Below are 18,980 nucleotides of genomic sequence, written 5' to 3'. Positions count from 1 at the left end.
TTCATTCTCTTCACTAAACTGCCTTGTCCTGCTTAACCAACGTAAGTTTCATCGGCCGTTTCAGCCAACATCCCTCGCCATCCGGCAGAATCTCCTCGATGTCAATACTCTTCGGGCTCACCTTTAAAATCTTCCCATGATTCAGGCCGAGGTAATAACCTTCTCGCACTTTTATCAGTTTGCCTTCCGGTGTGTACACCAATCCCCAAAGCAGATTATTGTCACCCATTACGCCACGCATACTCAGTTGGCCTAACGGGAAACTTTCCAGTGGTGATTGTTGTTTTCTTGGGGCGGGCTGCCAACAAGCATGCGCCTCCCCCTCTACGGGCTCCCCCCGCTCCGGACGCGGTTTTAAAAATGGCACCCGTGAACTGGTCATCACAAACGCTTCCGCCATAAACGCGGACTGCTCAGCGAGCGGCTCCACATCGGCTTTAGCCTGTTCATGCGCCTGTGCAATAAACTGTGAAATGGAGTCATCATTAGCCTGACACCCCATGAGCAAGCTCACCAATACGGTTAAACTGGCTGCGCGTACCCTGCTCATTGTTCCCCCTCAACCGATGTGGTACCCACCGGCGCTTTAAAGCGATAGGTTGTTGCTGATACTTTTAGCGATAACAATTCGGTACGCTCAGTCATGCGAGAGGCATGACCACGCCCCGTGTTCTTGGTGCGCTCTAAATCAATGTCATTCAGTGTCACGATGCGGGGTAAATGCGCAATATCGGCAGAAAAGTTGCCGATATCTTCGTATTTCCCGGTCAACACAATGCTAATCGGCAGTTCAAAATACAGTGGATGCTCAACCCGTGGCGCCCACTCAATACGCTGAAATTCCAAGCCGTTACGGATACCGATATCATTGACATCCGCCAACAAGCTGGCCAGTTCTTCTTCTTCCGGTAGCTGCTCAACGACGTGCTGATAGCGATCTTTGAGCTCTTCAATCTGCTGCTTCACCTGCGGTAATGCCGCCACTTGATTCGCCCGGCGGGTCACTTGCTGACGCAATTCCACTTCCGTTTGCTTAAAGCGCTCTAACTCATCTTGCATCGGCGACAGCCAGTACCAATAGCCGATCGCGGCAATCAACATGGCGAACAGCCCGGCCACCAAGGCTTGCGCCTGCAGAGGCCACTCAGTGATTTCGTCCAGTTCAAGATCTTGCCAATTACTCATTTACGCCTCCTTGCTGGTTAGCTTGCAGGTCGTGGGGCTGCGCCTGCGACGACTTCGCGGCGACCACGTCAGGCGAAAGCAATGAGAAAGAAGCCTTAAACTCTTTCTGTTCCTGCGGTTTGTCTTTGTTCACAACGATCGAGTGCATGCCCACCTGTCCCAGCCACTCAGACTGTTCACCGTTAGACAACAAGGTCGCTAAGCGGCCATTAGAATCCCCGATCCCGTTGATTTTCACATGACTGCCGGCCATGGACATGTCGTCCAAGTACACCCCTTGTGGCACTACACTCGGCAATAAGCTGAGCAAACGTGTCACGTGGTTGCGGCCTTTTTGAATATCAGTGATCACCGCCAAACGCTTAATCAGTGCATCCCGCTGGCGATCCAATTCAGGCAACAGAGCAAGGCGTTTTTCTAACACCGCCACCTCTTGTTTGAGCTGCGCATTTCGCGCTTGCTGAATGTCTTGCTGACGCCCAATTAAACTGCTGGCAAGCCAAAGCGCCAGTAATGCACAACCTGCACTACCGGCTAAAAGGGTCCAAAATCGTTCCTGATGGCGTTTCTTTTTTTCATCACGCCAGGGTAATAAATTCAGTTTTGCTATCACGACGACTCCCCTCCTCGCAGCGCCAAGCCTGCCGCAACGGCATACTGACCGAAACTGCCTTGCTCTAGCGCTATCTCCATTTTCTGATCGCGTTCAAACGAGGCGAAGGGATGTAACCAACGCACTTCCAACCCTAACATGCGCTCTAGCATGTCGCTGACCACCACACTTTGTCCGCCACCACACAACCATAACCCTTGCAAGGTCGCGCGAGGATGGGTGGAGTTATACAGCTGTAACTGACGCTTCAAGCCATCCACCAATTGCTTGGTAAACTGCTCAGCCTGTTCAGCAGAAACCGCTAAGCGAGGACTCTCGTCATCATTTTTGTGCATATCCACACCTTGCAATGCCTGGCAACCAAAGGCCAGCTCACGGTGATACGCGGCGCTGCCAGCAGGCTTCACACAAAACTCGGTGCGCGATTTGCCTACATTCACCACGCCCCACTGACCGGACATGTTCTGCTGCTCTGCAATATATTCTTCGAGCCATAACAGGGCATGGGTTTGCAACTCAACCACTTTGGGCGTCAATTTCGCTTTGCGAATCGCCTCAACACGGCTATCAACGGTTTCACGTCGTGCCGCAAACACTTGAACCGGTTGGGTCTGCGCGGGCTGAGAAAAGGATTGTGAGGCCAAAGGAAAAAAGTCTAAGCGTAATTCTTCGATGGGAAAGGGAGATGACGCACTCAGCGCTTGTTCGACCGCAAACACCGACTCATCGTCACTCAAGTTAGTATCCAACTGAATGACCTTGCTGATCACGGCGCTGTCTGGCAGCGCGAGGACAACGTTCTTTGCCCCAAACGGTAAACTCTTTTTTAATTTACGCATTGCTGACAACAAGGCAGGGGTGTTCACGCTATGCTGCTCGTTAACAACAGATGCCGGTAACACCACCTCGGCAAAGGCCGCCAATTCCAGTCGCGCCTTCTTCTGTCGTAACACCACCGCTTTGACGCTGTGGTGACCAATATCAATCCCAATTGTTAGTGGGTTCCGAAACATACCGTGCTATGCTCCCTTTAGACGGAAAAGCAAAATTGTTACTTAAATCAAACACCAAGTTATAGCGTTAATTTTCCATAGGTTACCTTTATACTCTTGGTTGCAGTATATTGAACGCTCGAATGTTGGTGTAACGGGAAATCTCAAGTGAAGTTCATAAAGCGGCTACTCATTTTTGCATTGATTTGCATTATTCTTGGAGTCACCACAATTTTTGGCTTTTATCTTTATGTAAAGCCAGAACTCCCAAATGTGGCAACGTTAAAAAATGTTGAATTACAAACTCCGATGCAAGTTTTCAGTGCGGACGGCAAACTGATCTCACAATTTGGTGAGAAACGTCGCATTCCGCTCCCCCTTAATCAAATCCCCCCACAATTGATCCATGCGATTATTGCTACGGAAGACAGTCGTTATTACGACCATCCGGGCATCGATCCGATCGGGATCGCACGTGCCGCGTTCGTGGTCGTGACGTCAGGGTCGGCGAAACAAGGGGCCAGTACCATCACGCAGCAGCTCGCGCGTAACTTCTTCCTCTCTAATGAGAAGAAGATCATGCGAAAAATCAAAGAGATTTTTATCGCAATCCACATCGAGCAATTGCTAACAAAAGACGAAATCTTAGAGTTATATCTCAATAAGATTTATCTGGGTTACCGCGCCTACGGTGTCGGGGCTGCCGCACAAGTCTATTTTGGTAAAGAAGTCGGCCAGCTGACACTCAGCGAAATCGCAATTATTGCCGGTTTACCGAAAGCCCCTTCTACCATGAACCCTATCTATTCGGTGGATCGTGCCACTACGCGTCGCAATGTGGTACTCAGTCGTATGCTGGATGAAGGCTACATCACGCAGAGTGAATACGACCAAGCCCGTAATGAGCCAATTGTGGCTCGCTACCACGGTGCTGAGATTGAATTAAGCGCCCCTTACTTTGCCGAACAAGCCCGTTCATGGATGGTGGAGCGCTACGGCGATGCGGCCTACACCTCGGGGATGCGTATCTACACCACCGCTGATTCACGCATGCAAATTGCCGCACAACAAGCGGCCATCAATAACCTGCTGGGCTATGACCAACGCCACGGTTTCCGTGGTGCCGTTGAAACCTTATGGAAAAAAGGCCAACCTGCTTGGCAAGCCAGCGACATTGCTGCACACCTTGCGAAGCAACCGACCTATGGCGATTTAATGCCGGCAGTCGTCACACAGGTGAAAGGCAAAACCGCCACGGTACAAGCCAAAGATGGCCAAACCCATACCCTTGAATGGGATGGTATGAAGTGGGCACGTAAGTTCATTTCAGACAACCGTCAGGGACCGGCACCGAAGTCAGCGGCAGATATTCTCGCGACGGGTCAGCAGATCTGGATTCAGCCTAAAGGTGAAGCATGGGTACTGAGTCAGGTACCGGATGCCAATACCGCGTTTGTGGCCATGTCGCCACAAGACGGTGCGGTGAAAGCCATGGTGGGCGGTTTTAACTTCATTCATAGCAAGTTTAACCGTGCCACGATGTCTATTCGCCAAGTGGGCTCGGCCATCAAGCCGTTCATCTACTCGGCCGCACTGGATAACGGCATGACGCTGGCGACCTTGGTCAACGATGCGCCGATTAACCGTTGGGATCAGAGCATGGGCACCGCATGGCGTCCGAAAAACTCACCACCGACTTACAACGGCCCTACCCTGCTTCGTCAAGGGTTAGCGCAATCCAAGAACGTGATGGCGGTCCGCGTGCTGCAAAGTGTGGGCTTAGATGAAACCATCAACTACCTCACCCGCTTTGGTTTTAAAAAGAAAGATTTGCCACGTGCAGAACCACTGGCACTGGGTGCAGGTAGCCTGACGCCGGTTGAGGTGGCCCAAGGGTATGCGGTCTTTGCGAACGGCGGTTACTACGTCAAACCGTTCTTTATTGAGCGTGTCGAAGATCCGTATGGCAACGTGGTATTCCAAGCCAATCCGAGCATTGCGTGTAACAGCGAATGCCGTCGTGAGCAGACGGCTAACGGCCACAGCGTGGCACCTACCCATAGCGAATCAAGTAGCGCATTGGATGATATTGCCATCAGTGAACAGTCACTGGGTAACACGCACACGCCAGCAGCGGGCACACCAAACTATGCGCCACAAGTGATCACCGAGCAGAATGCGTTCCTTGTGCGTGAAATGCTGGAAAGTAACATCTGGGGCGGCGGCGATTGGCGTCACGGCTCTGGCTGGAACGGTACCGGTTGGCGCGCACAGAAACTGAAACGCCATGATATCGGTGGTAAAACCGGGACGACCAACAGCTCGAAAGATGCCTGGTATTCCGGCTTTGGTCCTGGGGTCGTTGCTACGGCATGGGTCGGCTTTGATGATCACAGCCGTGATCTCGGCCGAACAGCATGGAACAACAACCTCGATAAGAACCAGATCTCTGGCGGCGAAGCCGGGGCGAAAACCGCGCAACCGGCATGGATCGACTTCATGCAGCAAGCGTTGGAAGATGTCCCTGTGCAGCGTAAACAACTGCCGGACGATATCGTTCAAGTGCGTATTGACCGTGCGACGGGCAAGCTGACCAACCGCACGGATCACAGCTCGATGTTCGAGTATTTTGAAAGTGGCTCTGAACCGAAAGAGATGGTGAGTGACACCGGTGCCGATGGTATTTTCGAGTCAGACAGTTCAGACGAGCTGTTCTAAGCCGACCGTCAGGCTCGCACCGTCATAATGGTATGAGCCTCACGGCTCCAACAAAAAGAGCGCCCAAGGGCGCTCTTTTTTTATCTGTCGGTCAGCCACGGGCATCGTGCATTTAGATCGTGCTCTCAGCCTCTTCATCGGCATTTTGGGGCCACACGGCTTCTAAATGGGCCGTGATCAGGGTCGCCAACTGCTCATAGCGCCCTTTCAATGGAGACCCCGGACGATACGCCAAGGTGATCAAACGGCTTGGCACCGGATCATAGGCTTGGATATAACACACCCCATCACGCACGCGCTCATGCGGGGTCGCCAATTGCGGCAACAAAGTCATGCCACTGCCTGCCGCTACCATGTTACGCAAGGTTTCTAAACTGGTGGCGCGGAAACTGCCGTCTTCTTTCGCTCCTGCGGCAAAACAGAACCCCATCGCCTGATCCCGCAGGCAATGGCCATCCCCCAGCATTAACAGGGTTTGTCCATTTAACGCATCCATCGGTAACTTCGTTTTATCGGCCCACGGGTGGGCTTCCGGCACCGCCAATACCATCGGCTCGTGATAAAGCGGCAGTTCAATGAAGGCTTCACTTTCTTGTACGGCCGCTAAAATCACACAATCGAGTTTCCCCTCATCCAGCAACGGGACAAGCTGATGGGTTTGTGCTTCATGCAGAAACACTTCCAAGTCAGGAAAGCGGGCTTTGACTTGCGGAATAATGTGCGGCAGCAAATACGGCCCGACCGTCGGAATAAAACCAATGTGCAAAGGGCCAGACATACTCTCACCCTGATCGCTGGCCAATTCCGTCAGTACCTTCACTTCCAGCAAGATTTTTTTCGCCTGCTCCACCAGCGTTAATCCCACATCGGTAAACAGCACCTTACGGCTTGTGCGCTCAAGTAACACCGCGCCCAGCTCTGTTTCCAGTTTGCGGATCTGTCCGCTCAGGGTGGGTTGGCTGACAAAGCACGCTTCTGCCGCCTTACGAAAATGCCGATGCTCTGCCAGAGCAACCAAGTATTCAAGATCCCGAATATTCATCGATGCGCCATATTGATAGGTAAAAACTATCAAAACCATAGCAGCAAACGATTAGAGCTATCAAGTCAAAAATCCCATAATGATCACATCAACAGGGAGCAACAAGCAGTAATATCCTCCGGTTGCAATATTTACCTAACAATATTTTAAAATTTAGAGGCATTAATTATGTTCGTATCTAAAGAAGGTCAAGCAGTTCCACAAGTTACTTTCCACACTCGCCAAGGCGACCAATGGGTAGACGTAACGACTAACGATCTATTTGCTAACAAAAAAGTGATCGTATTCAGCCTACCAGGCGCATTTACACCAACGTGTTCTTCTAGCCACCTACCTCGCTACAACGAGCTAGCATCTATTTTTGCTGAAAACGGTGTCGACGACATCTTGTGTGTTTCTGTCAACGATACGTTCGTAATGAACGCATGGAAAGCGGATCAAGAAGCGGAAAACATCACCTTTATCCCAGACGGTAACGGCGAGTTCACACAAGGTATGGGCATGCTAGTAGAAAAAGCTGACCTTGGTTTTGGCCCTCGTTCATGGCGTTACAGCATGCTGGTTAACAACGGCGTGATTGAAAAAATGTTCATCGAAAACGACGAACCAGGCGACCCGTTCAAAGTGTCTGATGCCGATACCATGCTGCAGTACATTGCGCCTGAGCAGAAACTGCAAGAGTCGATCACTGTCTTCACCAAGCCTGGCTGCCCATTCTGTGCAAAAGCGAAGCAGGCCCTGATCGACAAAGGTCTACAATACGAAGAAGTGGTACTGGGTAAAGATGCAACTACCGTGAGCCTACGTGCCGTATCCGGTCGCAGCACCGTACCGCAAGTCTTCATCGGTGGTAAACACATCGGTGGCAGCGAAGAGCTAGACGTATACCTAGGCTAATCACTACCCCATAACAACTCAGGGCCTGTTCCGCAGGCCCGATGCATAAAATTGGCAACACCGAGTGGAGAGAATTCGATGAAAAACGTGAATGTAGATGTCGCCGTGATTGGTGGTGGTACCGCAGGGTTAGGGGCTTACCGCGCTGCGAAAGCCCATACTGACAGCGTCGTAATGATTGAAGGTGGCCCGTACGGCACCACGTGTGCACGCGTCGGTTGCATGCCTTCCAAACTACTGATTGCCGCGGCAGAAAGCGTTCACCACATCGAAAAAGCCCCGGGCTTTGGTATTCATCCACAAGGTGAAATCGTGATCAATGGCCGTGAAGTCATGGATCGCGTGAAGCGTGAACGTGACCGCTTTGTTGGTTTTGTGCTGGAAGGGGTGGATGAAATTCCGGCTGAAGACAAACTGTCTGGTTACGCCGCTTTCGTTGATGACAACACACTGCAAGTTGATGACCACACCCTTGTGCATGCAAAACGCATCGTGATCGCGACCGGTTCGCGTCCGGCTTACCCGGCGGTGTGGAATGAATTGGGCGATCGCCTGATCATCAACGATGATGTGTTTAACTGGGACGACCTACCCGAATCGGTAGCCGTCTTTGGCCCCGGTGTGATTGGCCTTGAGTTAGGTCAGGCACTGCACCGCCTTGGGGTCAACGTGAAGCTATTCGGTCTGGGTGGCCAAGTGGGTCCACTGACCGATCCGGCCGTCATGGCGTACGCTGATAAAGCCTTCAAAGAAGAGTTCTATTTGGATGCCGATGTCAACGTCGAAAGCATGAAGCGCATTGATGGTGAAGATAAAGTGGAAATCCAATTTATCAACCATGCGGGTGAGCTAGAAACCTTTATCGTCGATTACGTACTGGCTGCCACCGGTCGTCGGCCGAATGTCGATAAAATCGGGATTGAACACACCAGCATGACGGTGGATCAGCGCGGTGTACCTGTTGCGGATCACTTCACACTGCAAACGTCTGTGCCGTCGATTTTCATTGCCGGTGATGCCAGCAACCAGCTGCCACTGTTGCATGAAGCCGCCGATCAAGCCCGTATTGCCGGTGACAATGCCGGTCGCTTCCCGGATATCCGTGCCGGTCTGCGTCGCTCAAAAATCTCCGCAGTGTTCTCGGATCCACAAATTGCGATGGTGGGTGAAACCTACCGCGAGATCACCCAGCGTCTGGGCACCTGTGGCTGTTTCGAAACCGGTGTGGTGTCGTTTGAGAACCAAGGTCGTTCCCGTGTGATGCTGCGTAACAAAGGGATGTTGCATGTGTACGGAGAGCAAGGTACCGGTCGCTTCCTCGGCGCTGAAATGATGGGCCCGAATGCCGAGCACTTGGCGCACTTACTGGCTTGGGCGCATCAAAATAAGATGACCATTTCTGAGATGCTGGACATGCCGTTCTATCATCCGGTGATTGAAGAAGGGGTACGTACTGCCCTGCGTGATTTGAATGCCAAGTTACGTTTAGGCCCTGACATGATCAAACATTGTTTGGATTGTGGCCCAGGCTGCTAATCGCCATTGAATCACTTTTTCTACTAAGCCCTCTTCTTGAGGGCTTTTTTACGTCATCCCCCACTCCCCTTACAAGGCCCTCTCTCACATACCCGGCACACATGCTATGCTGTGCCCTCTCACGTTATTTGACGATCTCTATTAAGGAACCGACATGGGCTGCCGCGCCTGTTCATCCTCAATTTTCATGCAAAAACTCGGTCGCTGCCGACGCTGCATGATCCAATTAACCATCGCCAGCCCGCTCTGTTGGCTGATCTGGGGGTTGTTTTACGCCCACCGCGCCCACACCGTCGAAGCCATTACGCTGTTTGTGGCCGCCTGCAGTACCACCGTTTTGCTGCTCGCCCACCTACTACGTGCCAAGCAGATCCGCACGCAAAAAAAAGGTTCATCGCGGATAAGCGGGAACTCAAAACAAAAACGGTAGTAAGTGATAGAGTTTTATCGCCAAACAAAACCAACACAAACTACCGTTTTCATGCCGAATCATACTTTCCTATCTTCATTCTGGGAAGGCTTTCAGATAGTAAAGTCTCATCAGACTGCATCACTTATTACGCTCACGCTTGAACCTCACTCTATCGCAAAGTGCCCTTGCGGACTTAATGCTCAATCCGTGCATGAGTACCAATGGCGTAACGTGAAGGAAGCAACGCTGCTTGGAACGCCAGTTGAACTCTTTGTTCAAACTCGGCGGATTAAATGCAGTCACTGCGGTATTAGAACGGAGCGATTATCTTGGCTGGAGCCTTATGCTCGTATCACCAATCGCATGCGAAGTTATATCGAACAACTGCTGCCTCTTTTGCCGATCAAGCATATCGCCGAGATGACAGGAGTGCATTGGCACACCATCAAAGAGATAGATAAGCGCCGGCTTCAACAAGTGGTACCTCAAGTTAAATGGGGTGAATTGAGGCAACTCGTCATGGATGAGTTCGCCATTTTTAAGGGGCACCGCTACGCCACTGTCATTGCAGATGCGAAAAGTCATCAGGTTATCTGGATTGGTCTAGGTCGCAGCCGCAAAGATATACGACCATTCTTCGAGTTGTTAGGCGAACATGGCAAGAATATCGAAGCGGTAGCCATGGATATGAATACGGCTTTTGATCTTGAGGTTCAAGCGCATTGCCCAAATGCACGTATTGTTTATGACTTGTTCCACGTTGTAGCAAAGTTCGGTCGAGAAGTGATGGATAGAGTCAGAGTCGACCAAGCCAATAAGCTAAAACATGATAAGAAAGCGAGGCAATGGGTAAAGCGGTCACGCTGGGTATTATTGAAAAATAGAGATAATTTAAATACACAGCAGAACAGCTATCTCAATGAAATATTGGAGATAAATAAGGACTTGATGACGACCTATGTATTGGGCGCACAGTTGAAGGAACTCTGGCGTTGTGAGTCAGAGCATCAGGCAAAGAGCTTATGGAAGGTGTGGTGGGCTCAAGTCAATGAAAGTGGAATTAAACCCCTACAAGAGTTTGCCCGAAAGCTCAGTCCTTACCTTCATGGGATTACCGCTTCAGCACGCTATCCGTTGAACACCTGTACGCTTGAAGGGATCAATAACAAGATAAAATTAATAAAACGGATGGGCTATGGTTACCGAGATACCGATTACTTCTTCTTAAAGATCAAAGCGGCTTTCCCCGGAAAGCCGCGATGAACCAAAAAAAAGCCCGCCACTGAGGGCGAGCTTCATCAACGCAGTCTCAAATACTAGCCATCGAGCGTATTCCGATCAGACGTCCACTTTTACACTGGCATCATTGCGTTCAGTCAAGCGCATCTGCGCCTGATGAATGGCATGCGCCACTTGGAACGGTGCAACGCCGCCTAAGGCACTGCGTTTTTCCAAACACGATTCGATGGTCAAGATCGGGTACACATCCTCCTCGATCACTGGTGAGAACGTCTGCATCTCAGCCAACGACAACGCTTCTAACGCACAGCCTTTAGCAATTGCAGCCACCACCGCCACACCCACAATATGGTGTGCTTCGCGGAATGGGATCCCTTTTGCAACCAAGTAATCGGCCAATTCAGTCGCATTGGAATAGCCTTGCATCGCCGCTTCCAACGTCCGTTCGTGATTAACCTGAATCCCGTCAAAGCACAATGCGGCCATTTCCATGCATTCGTACCAGCTGTCTAACGCATCAAACAAGCCTTCTTTGTCTTCCTGCATGTCTTTGTTGTACGCCAGCGGCAGTGCTTTCACGGTCATCATCATGCCCGTCATCGCGCCATAGACGCGACCACATTTACCACGAATTAACTCCAACGCATCGGGGTTTTTCTTTTGCGGCATTAACGACGAACCCGACGTCACGGTATCGGCCAATTCAATAAAATTGGACTCGCCCGAATTATAGAAAATCAAATCTTCCGCCATGCGCGACAAGTGCAACATCGAAATCGATGCTGTCGACAGCAGTTCCATCACGTGATCACGATCAGAGACCGAATCCAGACTGTTACGGGTCGCACGGTGAAAGCCCAAGCTGTGTGCCAAAGCTTCTCTGTCCATCGGATAAGCCGTCCCCGCCAAGGCTCCCGAGCCTAACGGACAGGTATCCAGACGTGCCAGCGCATCGTGCAAACGTGAATAATCACGTTCAAACATTTCCACATAAGCCAAACACCAATGGGCAAACGTCACCGGCTGCGCCCGCTGCAAATGGGTATACCCCGGCAGGACGGTGCCTTGGTGATCACGGGCAACCGAGACCAATTGCTGTTGCAAATGATCGAGCATCAACAGTAACTGATGCCCTTGCTGACGACACCACAGCTTGAGATCCGTCGCCACCTGATCGTTACGTGAGCGACCGGTATGTAGCTTTTTACCTAAGTCGCCCACTTTGTTGATCAGCTGCTGTTCAACCCAGCTGTGAATGTCTTCCGCATCCGAACGCAAGATCTGCGCAGGATCGTCCATGACCGCTAGCTTGAGCTCATTGAGCGCCAACTCCAGTGTTTGCTGCTCATCTTTGGTCAGCACATCAACGTGATACAAGGCTTTTGACCATGCGATGGAGCCGACAATGTCTTGCTCGGCCAATCGATAATCAAACCGCAATGAATCATTAAATTGCTTAAACCGCGTATCAGCGGCTTGGCTAAACCGCCCACCCCAGAGTGCCATGGTTCTTCTCCTATGCTACTTACTCAACTGACTGGTGTTGTCTTGGATCGTATTATTATGCGAATGGCAGACTTATTTTTTCAGCCCATTCAATGCACGGATACGGCTCGACAGCGAGTACAGACGGATAAAGCCTTCAGCATGGCTCTGGTCGTACACTTCATCTTCCCCGAAGGTCGCAAACTCTTCTGAGTACAGGCTGTTATCAGAACGCTTCTGTACCGCGGTCACGTTACCTTTATACAGTTTCAGTACCACTTCACCGGTCACCTCTTGCGCAATCACATCGGCCGCGGCCAACAATGACTGACACAGCGGCGTGAACCAACGGCCATCATAGACAAGGTGTGAGAACTTCAGCCCAACGGTCTGACGGAAATCAAAGCACTCTTTATCCAGCACCAATTGCTCAACCGCACGCAAGGCTTCCATCATGATGGTGCCGCCCGGGGTTTCATAACAACCACGCGACTTCATACCGACCATACGGTTTTCCACGATGTCGATACGACCGACACTGTGCTCGATACCTTTTTTATTAAGGTAAACCAACACGTTGTACGGTGACATCGCTTCACCATCTACCGCGACAATCTGGCCTTTCTCAATGCTGACCGTCACCAATTCAGGGGTGTTCGGTGCTTCTTCTGGATCTTTGGTCCATGCCCAGCACTCTGCATCCGGTTCGTTCCACGTATCTTCTAGCACACCGCCTTCGGTGGAGATATGCCAAGCATTCGCATCACGCGAGTAGATTTTGGCGCGCGAGGCACTACAAGGAATATCACGCTCCGCCAAGTAATTAAGCAGATCTTCACGGCTACGCATGTCCCACTCACGCCACGGTGCAATCACTTTTAGCTGCGGTGCCAGCGCGGCAAAACAGCTTTCAAAACGCACTTGGTCGTTACCTTTACCGGTACAACCGTGACACAAGGCATCCGCCCCCACTTCCAATGCACACGCAACTTGCGCTTTGGCAATGATCGGACGCGCCATTGACGTACCCAACAGGTACTTACCTTCATACACCGCACCGGTTTTCAGTGTCGGGTAGATATAATCGGCAACCAATTCTTCTTTAAGATCGGCGACGTAACACGCCGACGCACCGGAGGCCAACGCTTTGGCTTCAATCCCTTCCAGCTCAGCGGCACCTTGACCGACATCGGCCACAAACGCCACAACCTCACAGTCATAGTTATCTTTCAACCAAGGAATGATGGCTGATGTGTCCAGACCGCCGGAATAGGCCAATACTACTTTTTTTACCTGACTCATAATGCTCTCCTGCTTACCTGCTCGGCGATCGTCCCGCTCAGGCTACTGTCTTAAATAGTGTCTAAAAGGTTGTCTTAAAAAATGTCTTAAAAAATATCAAAAAAGGGATTTCGCATGCGCAAGACACACACTGCCGTGCGCATGCTGGGCTACACTGAAAATTTGGTCCCAATACTTTCGCCGTTAAACAGCGCGCCCAGTTTTTCCGGGTAACGCCAGGTCGCCACTTCAATCGGGCGCCCCAGTGCTTTGGCCGCCTCAAAGGCCGCGCGCACTTTGACAATCATGCCGTCAGTGATCACCGCTTGTTGGATCAGGCTTTCTGCCTTCTCTTCATTCAATGCCGGGATCAAATGCCCTTTGCCATCCAATACACCACTTACGTCAGACAGCAGTACCAATTCCGCATCCAAGGCCGCCGCCACCGCCACCGCCGCTTGATCAGCATTGACGTTCATCAGGTTCCCCGAAGCATCCAGCCCAATCGAACTGATGATGGGTAAAAAGCCGTTCGCCATGATCTGGGCCATCAAGGTGCTGTCACCCGGTGCGGCTTTTCCGACCGCCCCCAGTTCAGGATCCAATTCGGTGATAGAGCACAGGCCGCCGTCGGCCAGACTCATGCCCACTGCGGCCACACCCGCTTTCATGGCTTGGCCTTGCAGCACCTTATTTGCCGTCCCAGCCAGCGCCCCGGCGATATAGCCGATCTGATCCGCAGGCGTGACACGCAAGCCGGCTTTTTTGACCGTTTCCAGCTGCAGCTTCGCCATCAAATCATCCACCAAGTAGCCACCACCGTGCACCAATAGCAACGGACGCTGCGCTTGCTGCTGATAAAGACGAATAGCACCAAACAACTTCTCTAACGTTTCATGGCACGACAGCACGGCGCCGCCCAATTTGATGACTAAAGGACCCTGACTCATCTCGACTCTCCCAACCCTACACTAACGCGGTTAACTGCGGAAAATTGTTCCGAATATTTATGCACTGCATCGCTTGCGACGACGCCCCTTTTAATAAGTTATCAATTGCCGAGGTTAAAACAATGTGACCCTGATGTAAGTGCCAGCCAATGTCACAGAAACAAGTGTTCACAACACTCTGGATTTCAACCGGTTGATCGCCCAGCAAACGCACGGCATGTTTATCGCTGGCAGTACCATAAGCGTTGGCCATCGCCGCGGCGACCTGCGACTCATCGACGCCGTCGGCTAACTTGGCGGTGATCGTGGCTAAGATCCCACGTTTAAAGTTGCCAAGGTGCGGCGTGAAGATCACGTCTTGGCCCAAATGCGCGGCAATTTCAGGTTGATGACGGTGAGTGAAAATCCCGTACGCTTTAAAGCTCACTTCGCAAAAGCTGTTATTCATGGTCGCTTTACGTCCGGCACCGGTCACGCCACTGACCGCATTAATGACCGGCCATTGCGCGATATTGATCAACCCAGCTTCCAACAGCGGTTTTAACGCTAACTGTGCGGCCGTGGGATAACAGCCCGGCACCGCCACCAACTGCGCTTGGGCAATCGCGGCATGATTCCACTCCGCTAAACCGTACACCGCTTGGTCGACCCACGCCGGGTATTGATGAGCGAAACCGTAATACTGGGTATAGAAGCTGTCACCCTTCACCCGGAACGCACCGGATAAATCAAACACCTGACAGCCTGCCGCCAGAAAAATAGGCGCGAGATCGTGGCTGACTTCATGCGCAGTCGCCAACAGTACGATATCGGCGGTTTGTGCAATCGCCTCCGGGTTATCCAGTGGTTGCAACGGCAAATCCACAATGCCTTTCAGCTGACCGTGCAAAGCACTGATCGGGGTGTGCGCATCGGCACTGTTGGCCGACACATACAGGCCCTGCAATGCAAGGTGGGGGTGGTCATGTACCATCTTGGCCAGCTCAGCACCGGTGTAGCCGCTGGCACCTATAATCAGGGTGTTCAACATATTCGATCCGTCTTTATCTTGTGGGGAGAAGGTGTCGTTCGTGACTGTGTTCGTGTTGACAGGCAACAACGGTTGCCTGAAGGGCGCGAAACGGCGCCAAGCAATGAAGACTTAGCGTCGTCGAAGAGAGAGGGGGTAAAACGGGGTCGCTTGGCTCATGTTAACAAATTCCTCATCGAGCAAGAGTCAAACTGTTGTGGGCCATTCACATCGTTATGCGGTATAGATCCCAGCAATCAGTATTTTTATTCACATCCTATGAATTTATATGTTTACTTATTATTGCTTAACCTGTCAACCGTTGAACGGTAAATTGATGAAAAAAAAGCCATCTTTAGAGGACGGGTACCGGTCACCCTTTCGTCACGCTGACATTCAAGCAGTACAATGCTCTACCAATGACAGAAATGACAATAGATAAGACGAAACGAATAAGAAGCACGCGCATTTTGTGCTTTATTTCCACAGAGTTACGAAAATTTGTTACATGATTAATTTCAAATTATGACAAAAATCAATGCAGCGGTGTTTTCTTGGCGGTAAATACAATGGATGTTGACCTCAAAGTGGGATCACGGCTAGATTGTGTGCTTACAAGACTGTAATTGGATGTAATAAACTTACGAGATGGATGCGATATGAACGAAAAGTACAGCGCGCTGAGAAGCAATGTCAGTATGCTTGGCCACATGCTGGGCAATACCATCAAGGATGCGCACGGTGAAGAACTCCTGAGCAAGGTCGAAACCGTCCGTAAACTGTCTAAATCGGCCCGTGCAGGCAATCATGACGATCGCGCCAAGCTGATCGAAGAATTGCAAAACCTGCCGGATGATCAGTTACTCCCGGTTGCCCGTGCCTTCAGTCAGTTCATGAACCTGACCAATATTGCCGAGCAGTACCATACCGTTTCTCGCCACAGCGAAGAACATATCTGCAGCCCAGACTCCATTGATGCCTTGTTCGCGAAGCTCACCGACCAAGACGTCAGCCAATTAGATTCCCTTCAAGCGGTACGCGACCTTAACATCGACTTAGTGTTAACCGCCCACCCGACCGAAATTGCACGCCGCACCATGATCCACAAGCTGGTGCAAATCAACAAATGCTTGTCCCAACTTGAACTCAGTGAACTCTCTGCCGGTGAACGCCAACGCGTTGAGCGCCGCCTTGAGCAGCTGATCGCGCAAGCGTGGCACTCTGACGTGATCCGTCAGCAACGCCCGACCCCCTTAGATGAAGCGAAGTGGGGCTTTGCGGTGATTGAAAATTCACTGTGGCAAGCCGTACCCGAATTCCTGCGCCAGTTTGATGAAAAACTGGAGCAACACTTAGGCGAAGGCCTACCGATTGATGCCTCTCCCGTCACCTTCTCATCTTGGATGGGGGGCGACCGCGACGGTAACCCGTTTGTCACCTCTAACGTGACCCGTGAAGTATTATTACTGTCACGTTGGAAAGCGGCTGATCTGTATCTGAAAGACATTCAAGAGTTGGTAAACGAACTGTCGATGGTACGTTGTAATGATCAGGTCCGAGAACTGGCCGGTGATGAACACGAACCGTACCGTGCCCTCTTAAAAGATCTGCGCAGTAAGCTGACCCACACCCGCGATGTCTTGGACGCCCAAATCAAAGGACTGGACGTCCCAAGCTTTGGCATCATTGATCATATCGATCAACTGTGGGCACCGCTGCACGCCTGTTATCAGTCGCTGCATGAGTGCGACATGGGCATCATTGCTGACGGCCTACTGCTGGATGTACTGCGCCGCGTCAAATGTTTCGGCGTCCACCTTGTACGCTTGGATATTCGTCAGGAAAGTACCCGCCACTCGAACGTGATCTCAGAGCTGACCCGTTATCTGGGACTGGGCGATTATGATCAGTGGAGTGAGCAAGACAAAATTGCGTTTTTGGTCCGTGAACTGGCCTCTAAGCGCCCACTGTTGCCGCGTGACTGGGAACCGTCAGATGAAGTGCGTGAAGTCATTGCCACGTGCAAGGCGATTGCTGAGCAGCCTCGTGAAGCCCTAGGGGCGTATGTCATTTCGATGGCACGTACCGCCTCCGATGTGCTGGCCGTTCACCTGCTATTGCAAGAAGCTGGTTGCCCGTTCCGCATGGATGTCTGTCCATTGTTTGAAACCTTGGAAGACTTGAATAACGCCGAATCGGTCATCGCCCAATTAATGAACATTGACTGGTACCGAGGCTTTATTCAAAACCACCAGATGGTGATGATCGGGTATTCCGATTCCGCCAAAGATGCAGGCGTCATGTCTGCCGGCTGGGCACAGTATCACGCCATGGAATCCTTAGTGGCCGTGTGTGAAAATGCCAACGTGGAGCTGACCCTGTTCCACGGTCGTGGTGGCTCGATTGGCCGCGGGGGCGCCCCTGCGCATGCTGCGCTATTGTCTCAACCGCCACGCAGCCTGAAAGGCGGCTTACGCGTGACCGAGCAAGGGGAAATGATCCGCTTTAAACTGGGCTTACCGGAAGTCGCAGTGAACAGCCTGAGCCTGTACGCCAGTGCCATTTTGGAAGCAAACTTACTGCCGCCACCCGCACCGAAGCAAGATTGGCGTAAACTGATGGATGTGCTGTCAGAGGTATCCTGCGAGTCGTACCGTAACGTGGTACGCAGTAACGAAAACTTTGTGCCTTACTTCCGCGCAGCCACACCAGAACTGGAACTCGGTAAACTGCCATTAGGCTCGCGTCCCGCCAAGCGTAACCCGAACGGCGGCGTCGAAAGCTTGCGTGCGATCCCATGGATTTTTGCATGGAGTCAGAACCGCTTACTGCTACCAGCATGGCTGGGTGCAGGTGAAGCGATCCAGTATGCCATCGATCAAGGTCATGCCGCGCAGCTCGAAGAAATGTGCCGCGAATGGCCGTTCTTCTCGACCCGTCTTGGTATGCTGGAAATGGTGTTCACCAAGACCAACATGGGCATTGCGCAATACTACGATCAGCGTCTGACGGATGAATCGTTGTGGCCACTGGGTCAGCAACTGCGCGATCAGCTGCAGCGCGATATCAAAGCAGTACTTACTGTGGAAAACAGCGCGCACTTGATGGAGCAAAACCCGTGGGGTGCAGAGTCTATTCGCCTGCGTAATATCTACATCGAGCCGTTGAACATGCTACAAGCGGAATTGCTGTACCGCACCCGTCAGCAAGAGACTGTCTCTCCGATGCTTGAAGAAGCCCTGATGGTCACCATCGCAGGGATCGCAACCGGTATGCGTAACACCGGCTAATAACCCCGCGCAAGCTGTCTAAAAAAGGCCACATCATGTGGCCTTTTTTTATTCTAAAAATCCCCATTTATGCCACTTATCTCACTCTGACTCAATAATAAGACACTGGATGTTTTACGCCTCGGCTAGGGTAAAAAGGCGCTGTGTGAACACAGATGAATTTAACCTGTTTGCATAGTGAAAAAAAGCAATAGATAGACCGGCATCACAAGACGAGAAATTGGTTACATCTGATTTTCTCGATATTTCGCTCTGATATCGCTAATTTCTCGTTTGATGTGTATGCTACGTGATCTTGATCAGGCACTGCAACAATATGATTATAATAACG

General features: G+C 51.4%; 14 protein-coding genes and 1 pseudogene. 6 read left to right on the top strand and 9 right to left on the bottom strand.

Annotated elements, in window-relative coordinates; all coding sequences use genetic code 11:
• Positions 1–13: 13 nt before the first annotated feature.
• From ACSF8W_RS17060 to pilM, 4 genes are read right to left on the bottom strand one after another with little or no spacing between them, the layout of a single operon-like run.
• A complete protein-coding gene (locus tag ACSF8W_RS17060) occupies positions 14–550 on the bottom strand; it encodes a pilus assembly protein PilP (RefSeq protein WP_500848394.1) in 537 nt (178 codons plus the stop codon).
• Positions 547–1,185 carry a type IV pilus inner membrane component PilO gene (locus ACSF8W_RS17055; protein ID WP_500848393.1) on the bottom strand — a complete coding sequence of 213 codons (639 nt, stop codon included), beginning with the start codon at positions 1,183–1,185 and terminating at the stop codon, positions 547–549. The genes ACSF8W_RS17060 and ACSF8W_RS17055 overlap by 4 nt, the downstream gene beginning before the upstream one ends.
• Positions 1,178–1,798, bottom strand: a complete 621-nt coding sequence (locus tag ACSF8W_RS17050; protein ID WP_500848392.1) for a PilN domain-containing protein — start codon at positions 1,796–1,798, stop codon at positions 1,178–1,180. The genes ACSF8W_RS17055 and ACSF8W_RS17050 overlap by 8 nt, the downstream gene beginning before the upstream one ends.
• Positions 1,795–2,811: a type IV pilus biogenesis protein PilM gene (gene pilM / locus ACSF8W_RS17045; RefSeq protein ID WP_500848391.1), complete on the bottom strand. Its 1,017-nt coding sequence runs from the start codon at positions 2,809–2,811 to the stop codon at positions 1,795–1,797. The genes ACSF8W_RS17050 and pilM overlap by 4 nt, the downstream gene beginning before the upstream one ends.
• Before the next feature lie 147 nt (positions 2,812–2,958).
• On the opposite strand from pilM, the gene ACSF8W_RS17040 reads away from it, so the two are divergent.
• Positions 2,959–5,508, top strand: coding sequence for a penicillin-binding protein 1A (locus tag ACSF8W_RS17040; RefSeq protein WP_500848390.1), 2,550 nt, complete (start codon positions 2,959–2,961; stop codon positions 5,506–5,508).
• A gap of 112 nt (positions 5,509–5,620) precedes the next feature.
• Here the strand turns inward: ACSF8W_RS17040 and oxyR are convergent, their stop codons facing one another.
• Positions 5,621–6,550, bottom strand: a complete 930-nt coding sequence (oxyR, locus tag ACSF8W_RS17035) for a DNA-binding transcriptional regulator OxyR (protein WP_500848389.1) — start codon at positions 6,548–6,550, stop codon at positions 5,621–5,623.
• A gap of 168 nt (positions 6,551–6,718) precedes the next feature.
• Here oxyR and ACSF8W_RS17030 point away from each other — a divergent pair, with 168 nt between their 5' ends.
• The 4 genes from ACSF8W_RS17030 to ACSF8W_RS17015 all read left to right on the top strand — a co-directional run bounded on the left by ACSF8W_RS17030 (position 6,719) and on the right by ACSF8W_RS17015 (position 10,658).
• The gene (locus ACSF8W_RS17030; protein WP_500848388.1) at positions 6,719–7,447 is read left to right on the top strand and encodes a glutathione peroxidase; all 729 of its coding nucleotides are present in this window, start codon (positions 6,719–6,721) and stop codon (positions 7,445–7,447) included.
• 78 nt (positions 7,448–7,525) lie between these two features.
• Positions 7,526–8,983, top strand: coding sequence for a dihydrolipoyl dehydrogenase (locus ACSF8W_RS17025; RefSeq protein ID WP_500848387.1), 1,458 nt, complete (start codon positions 7,526–7,528; stop codon positions 8,981–8,983).
• A gap of 154 nt (positions 8,984–9,137) precedes the next feature.
• Positions 9,138–9,413 (top strand): DUF3624 domain-containing protein, encoded by a 276-nt coding sequence (locus tag ACSF8W_RS17020; RefSeq protein WP_500848386.1) that lies wholly within the window; start codon positions 9,138–9,140, stop codon positions 9,411–9,413.
• A gap of 51 nt (positions 9,414–9,464) precedes the next feature.
• Positions 9,465–10,658: an ISL3 family transposase gene (locus ACSF8W_RS17015; protein ID WP_500847551.1), complete on the top strand. Its 1,194-nt coding sequence runs from the start codon at positions 9,465–9,467 to the stop codon at positions 10,656–10,658.
• Positions 10,659–10,742: 84 nt separating this feature from the next.
• Here ACSF8W_RS17015 and argH read toward each other — a convergent pair.
• The 4 genes and pseudogenes from argH to argC all read right to left on the bottom strand — a co-directional run.
• Positions 10,743–12,140, bottom strand: a pseudogene (gene argH / locus ACSF8W_RS17010) (argininosuccinate lyase); the annotation flags it as partial.
• A 72-nt stretch (positions 12,141–12,212) separates the two neighbouring features.
• Entirely contained in the window at positions 12,213–13,421 is a 1,209-nt protein-coding gene (locus ACSF8W_RS17005) for an argininosuccinate synthase (protein WP_428475977.1), read from the bottom strand.
• 149 nt (positions 13,422–13,570) lie between these two features.
• Positions 13,571–14,350, bottom strand: coding sequence for an acetylglutamate kinase (gene argB, locus ACSF8W_RS17000; RefSeq protein WP_500848385.1), 780 nt, complete (start codon positions 14,348–14,350; stop codon positions 13,571–13,573).
• 16 nt (positions 14,351–14,366) lie between these two features.
• Positions 14,367–15,380 (bottom strand): N-acetyl-gamma-glutamyl-phosphate reductase, encoded by a 1,014-nt coding sequence (gene argC, locus ACSF8W_RS16995; RefSeq protein WP_500848384.1) that lies wholly within the window; start codon positions 15,378–15,380, stop codon positions 14,367–14,369.
• 638 nt (positions 15,381–16,018) lie between these two features.
• Between argC and ppc the strand changes: the two genes are divergently transcribed.
• Complete coding sequence (gene ppc, locus ACSF8W_RS16990) at positions 16,019–18,649, top strand: phosphoenolpyruvate carboxylase (protein ID WP_500848383.1); 2,631 nt, start codon at positions 16,019–16,021, stop codon at positions 18,647–18,649.
• Positions 18,650–18,980 lie beyond the last annotated feature (331 nt).

It is taken from the genome of Photobacterium sp. 270122K (genome assembly GCF_059941365.1).
Note: the sequence above shows the minus strand (reverse complement) of the source record. Positions and strands in the feature narration are given on the sequence as shown.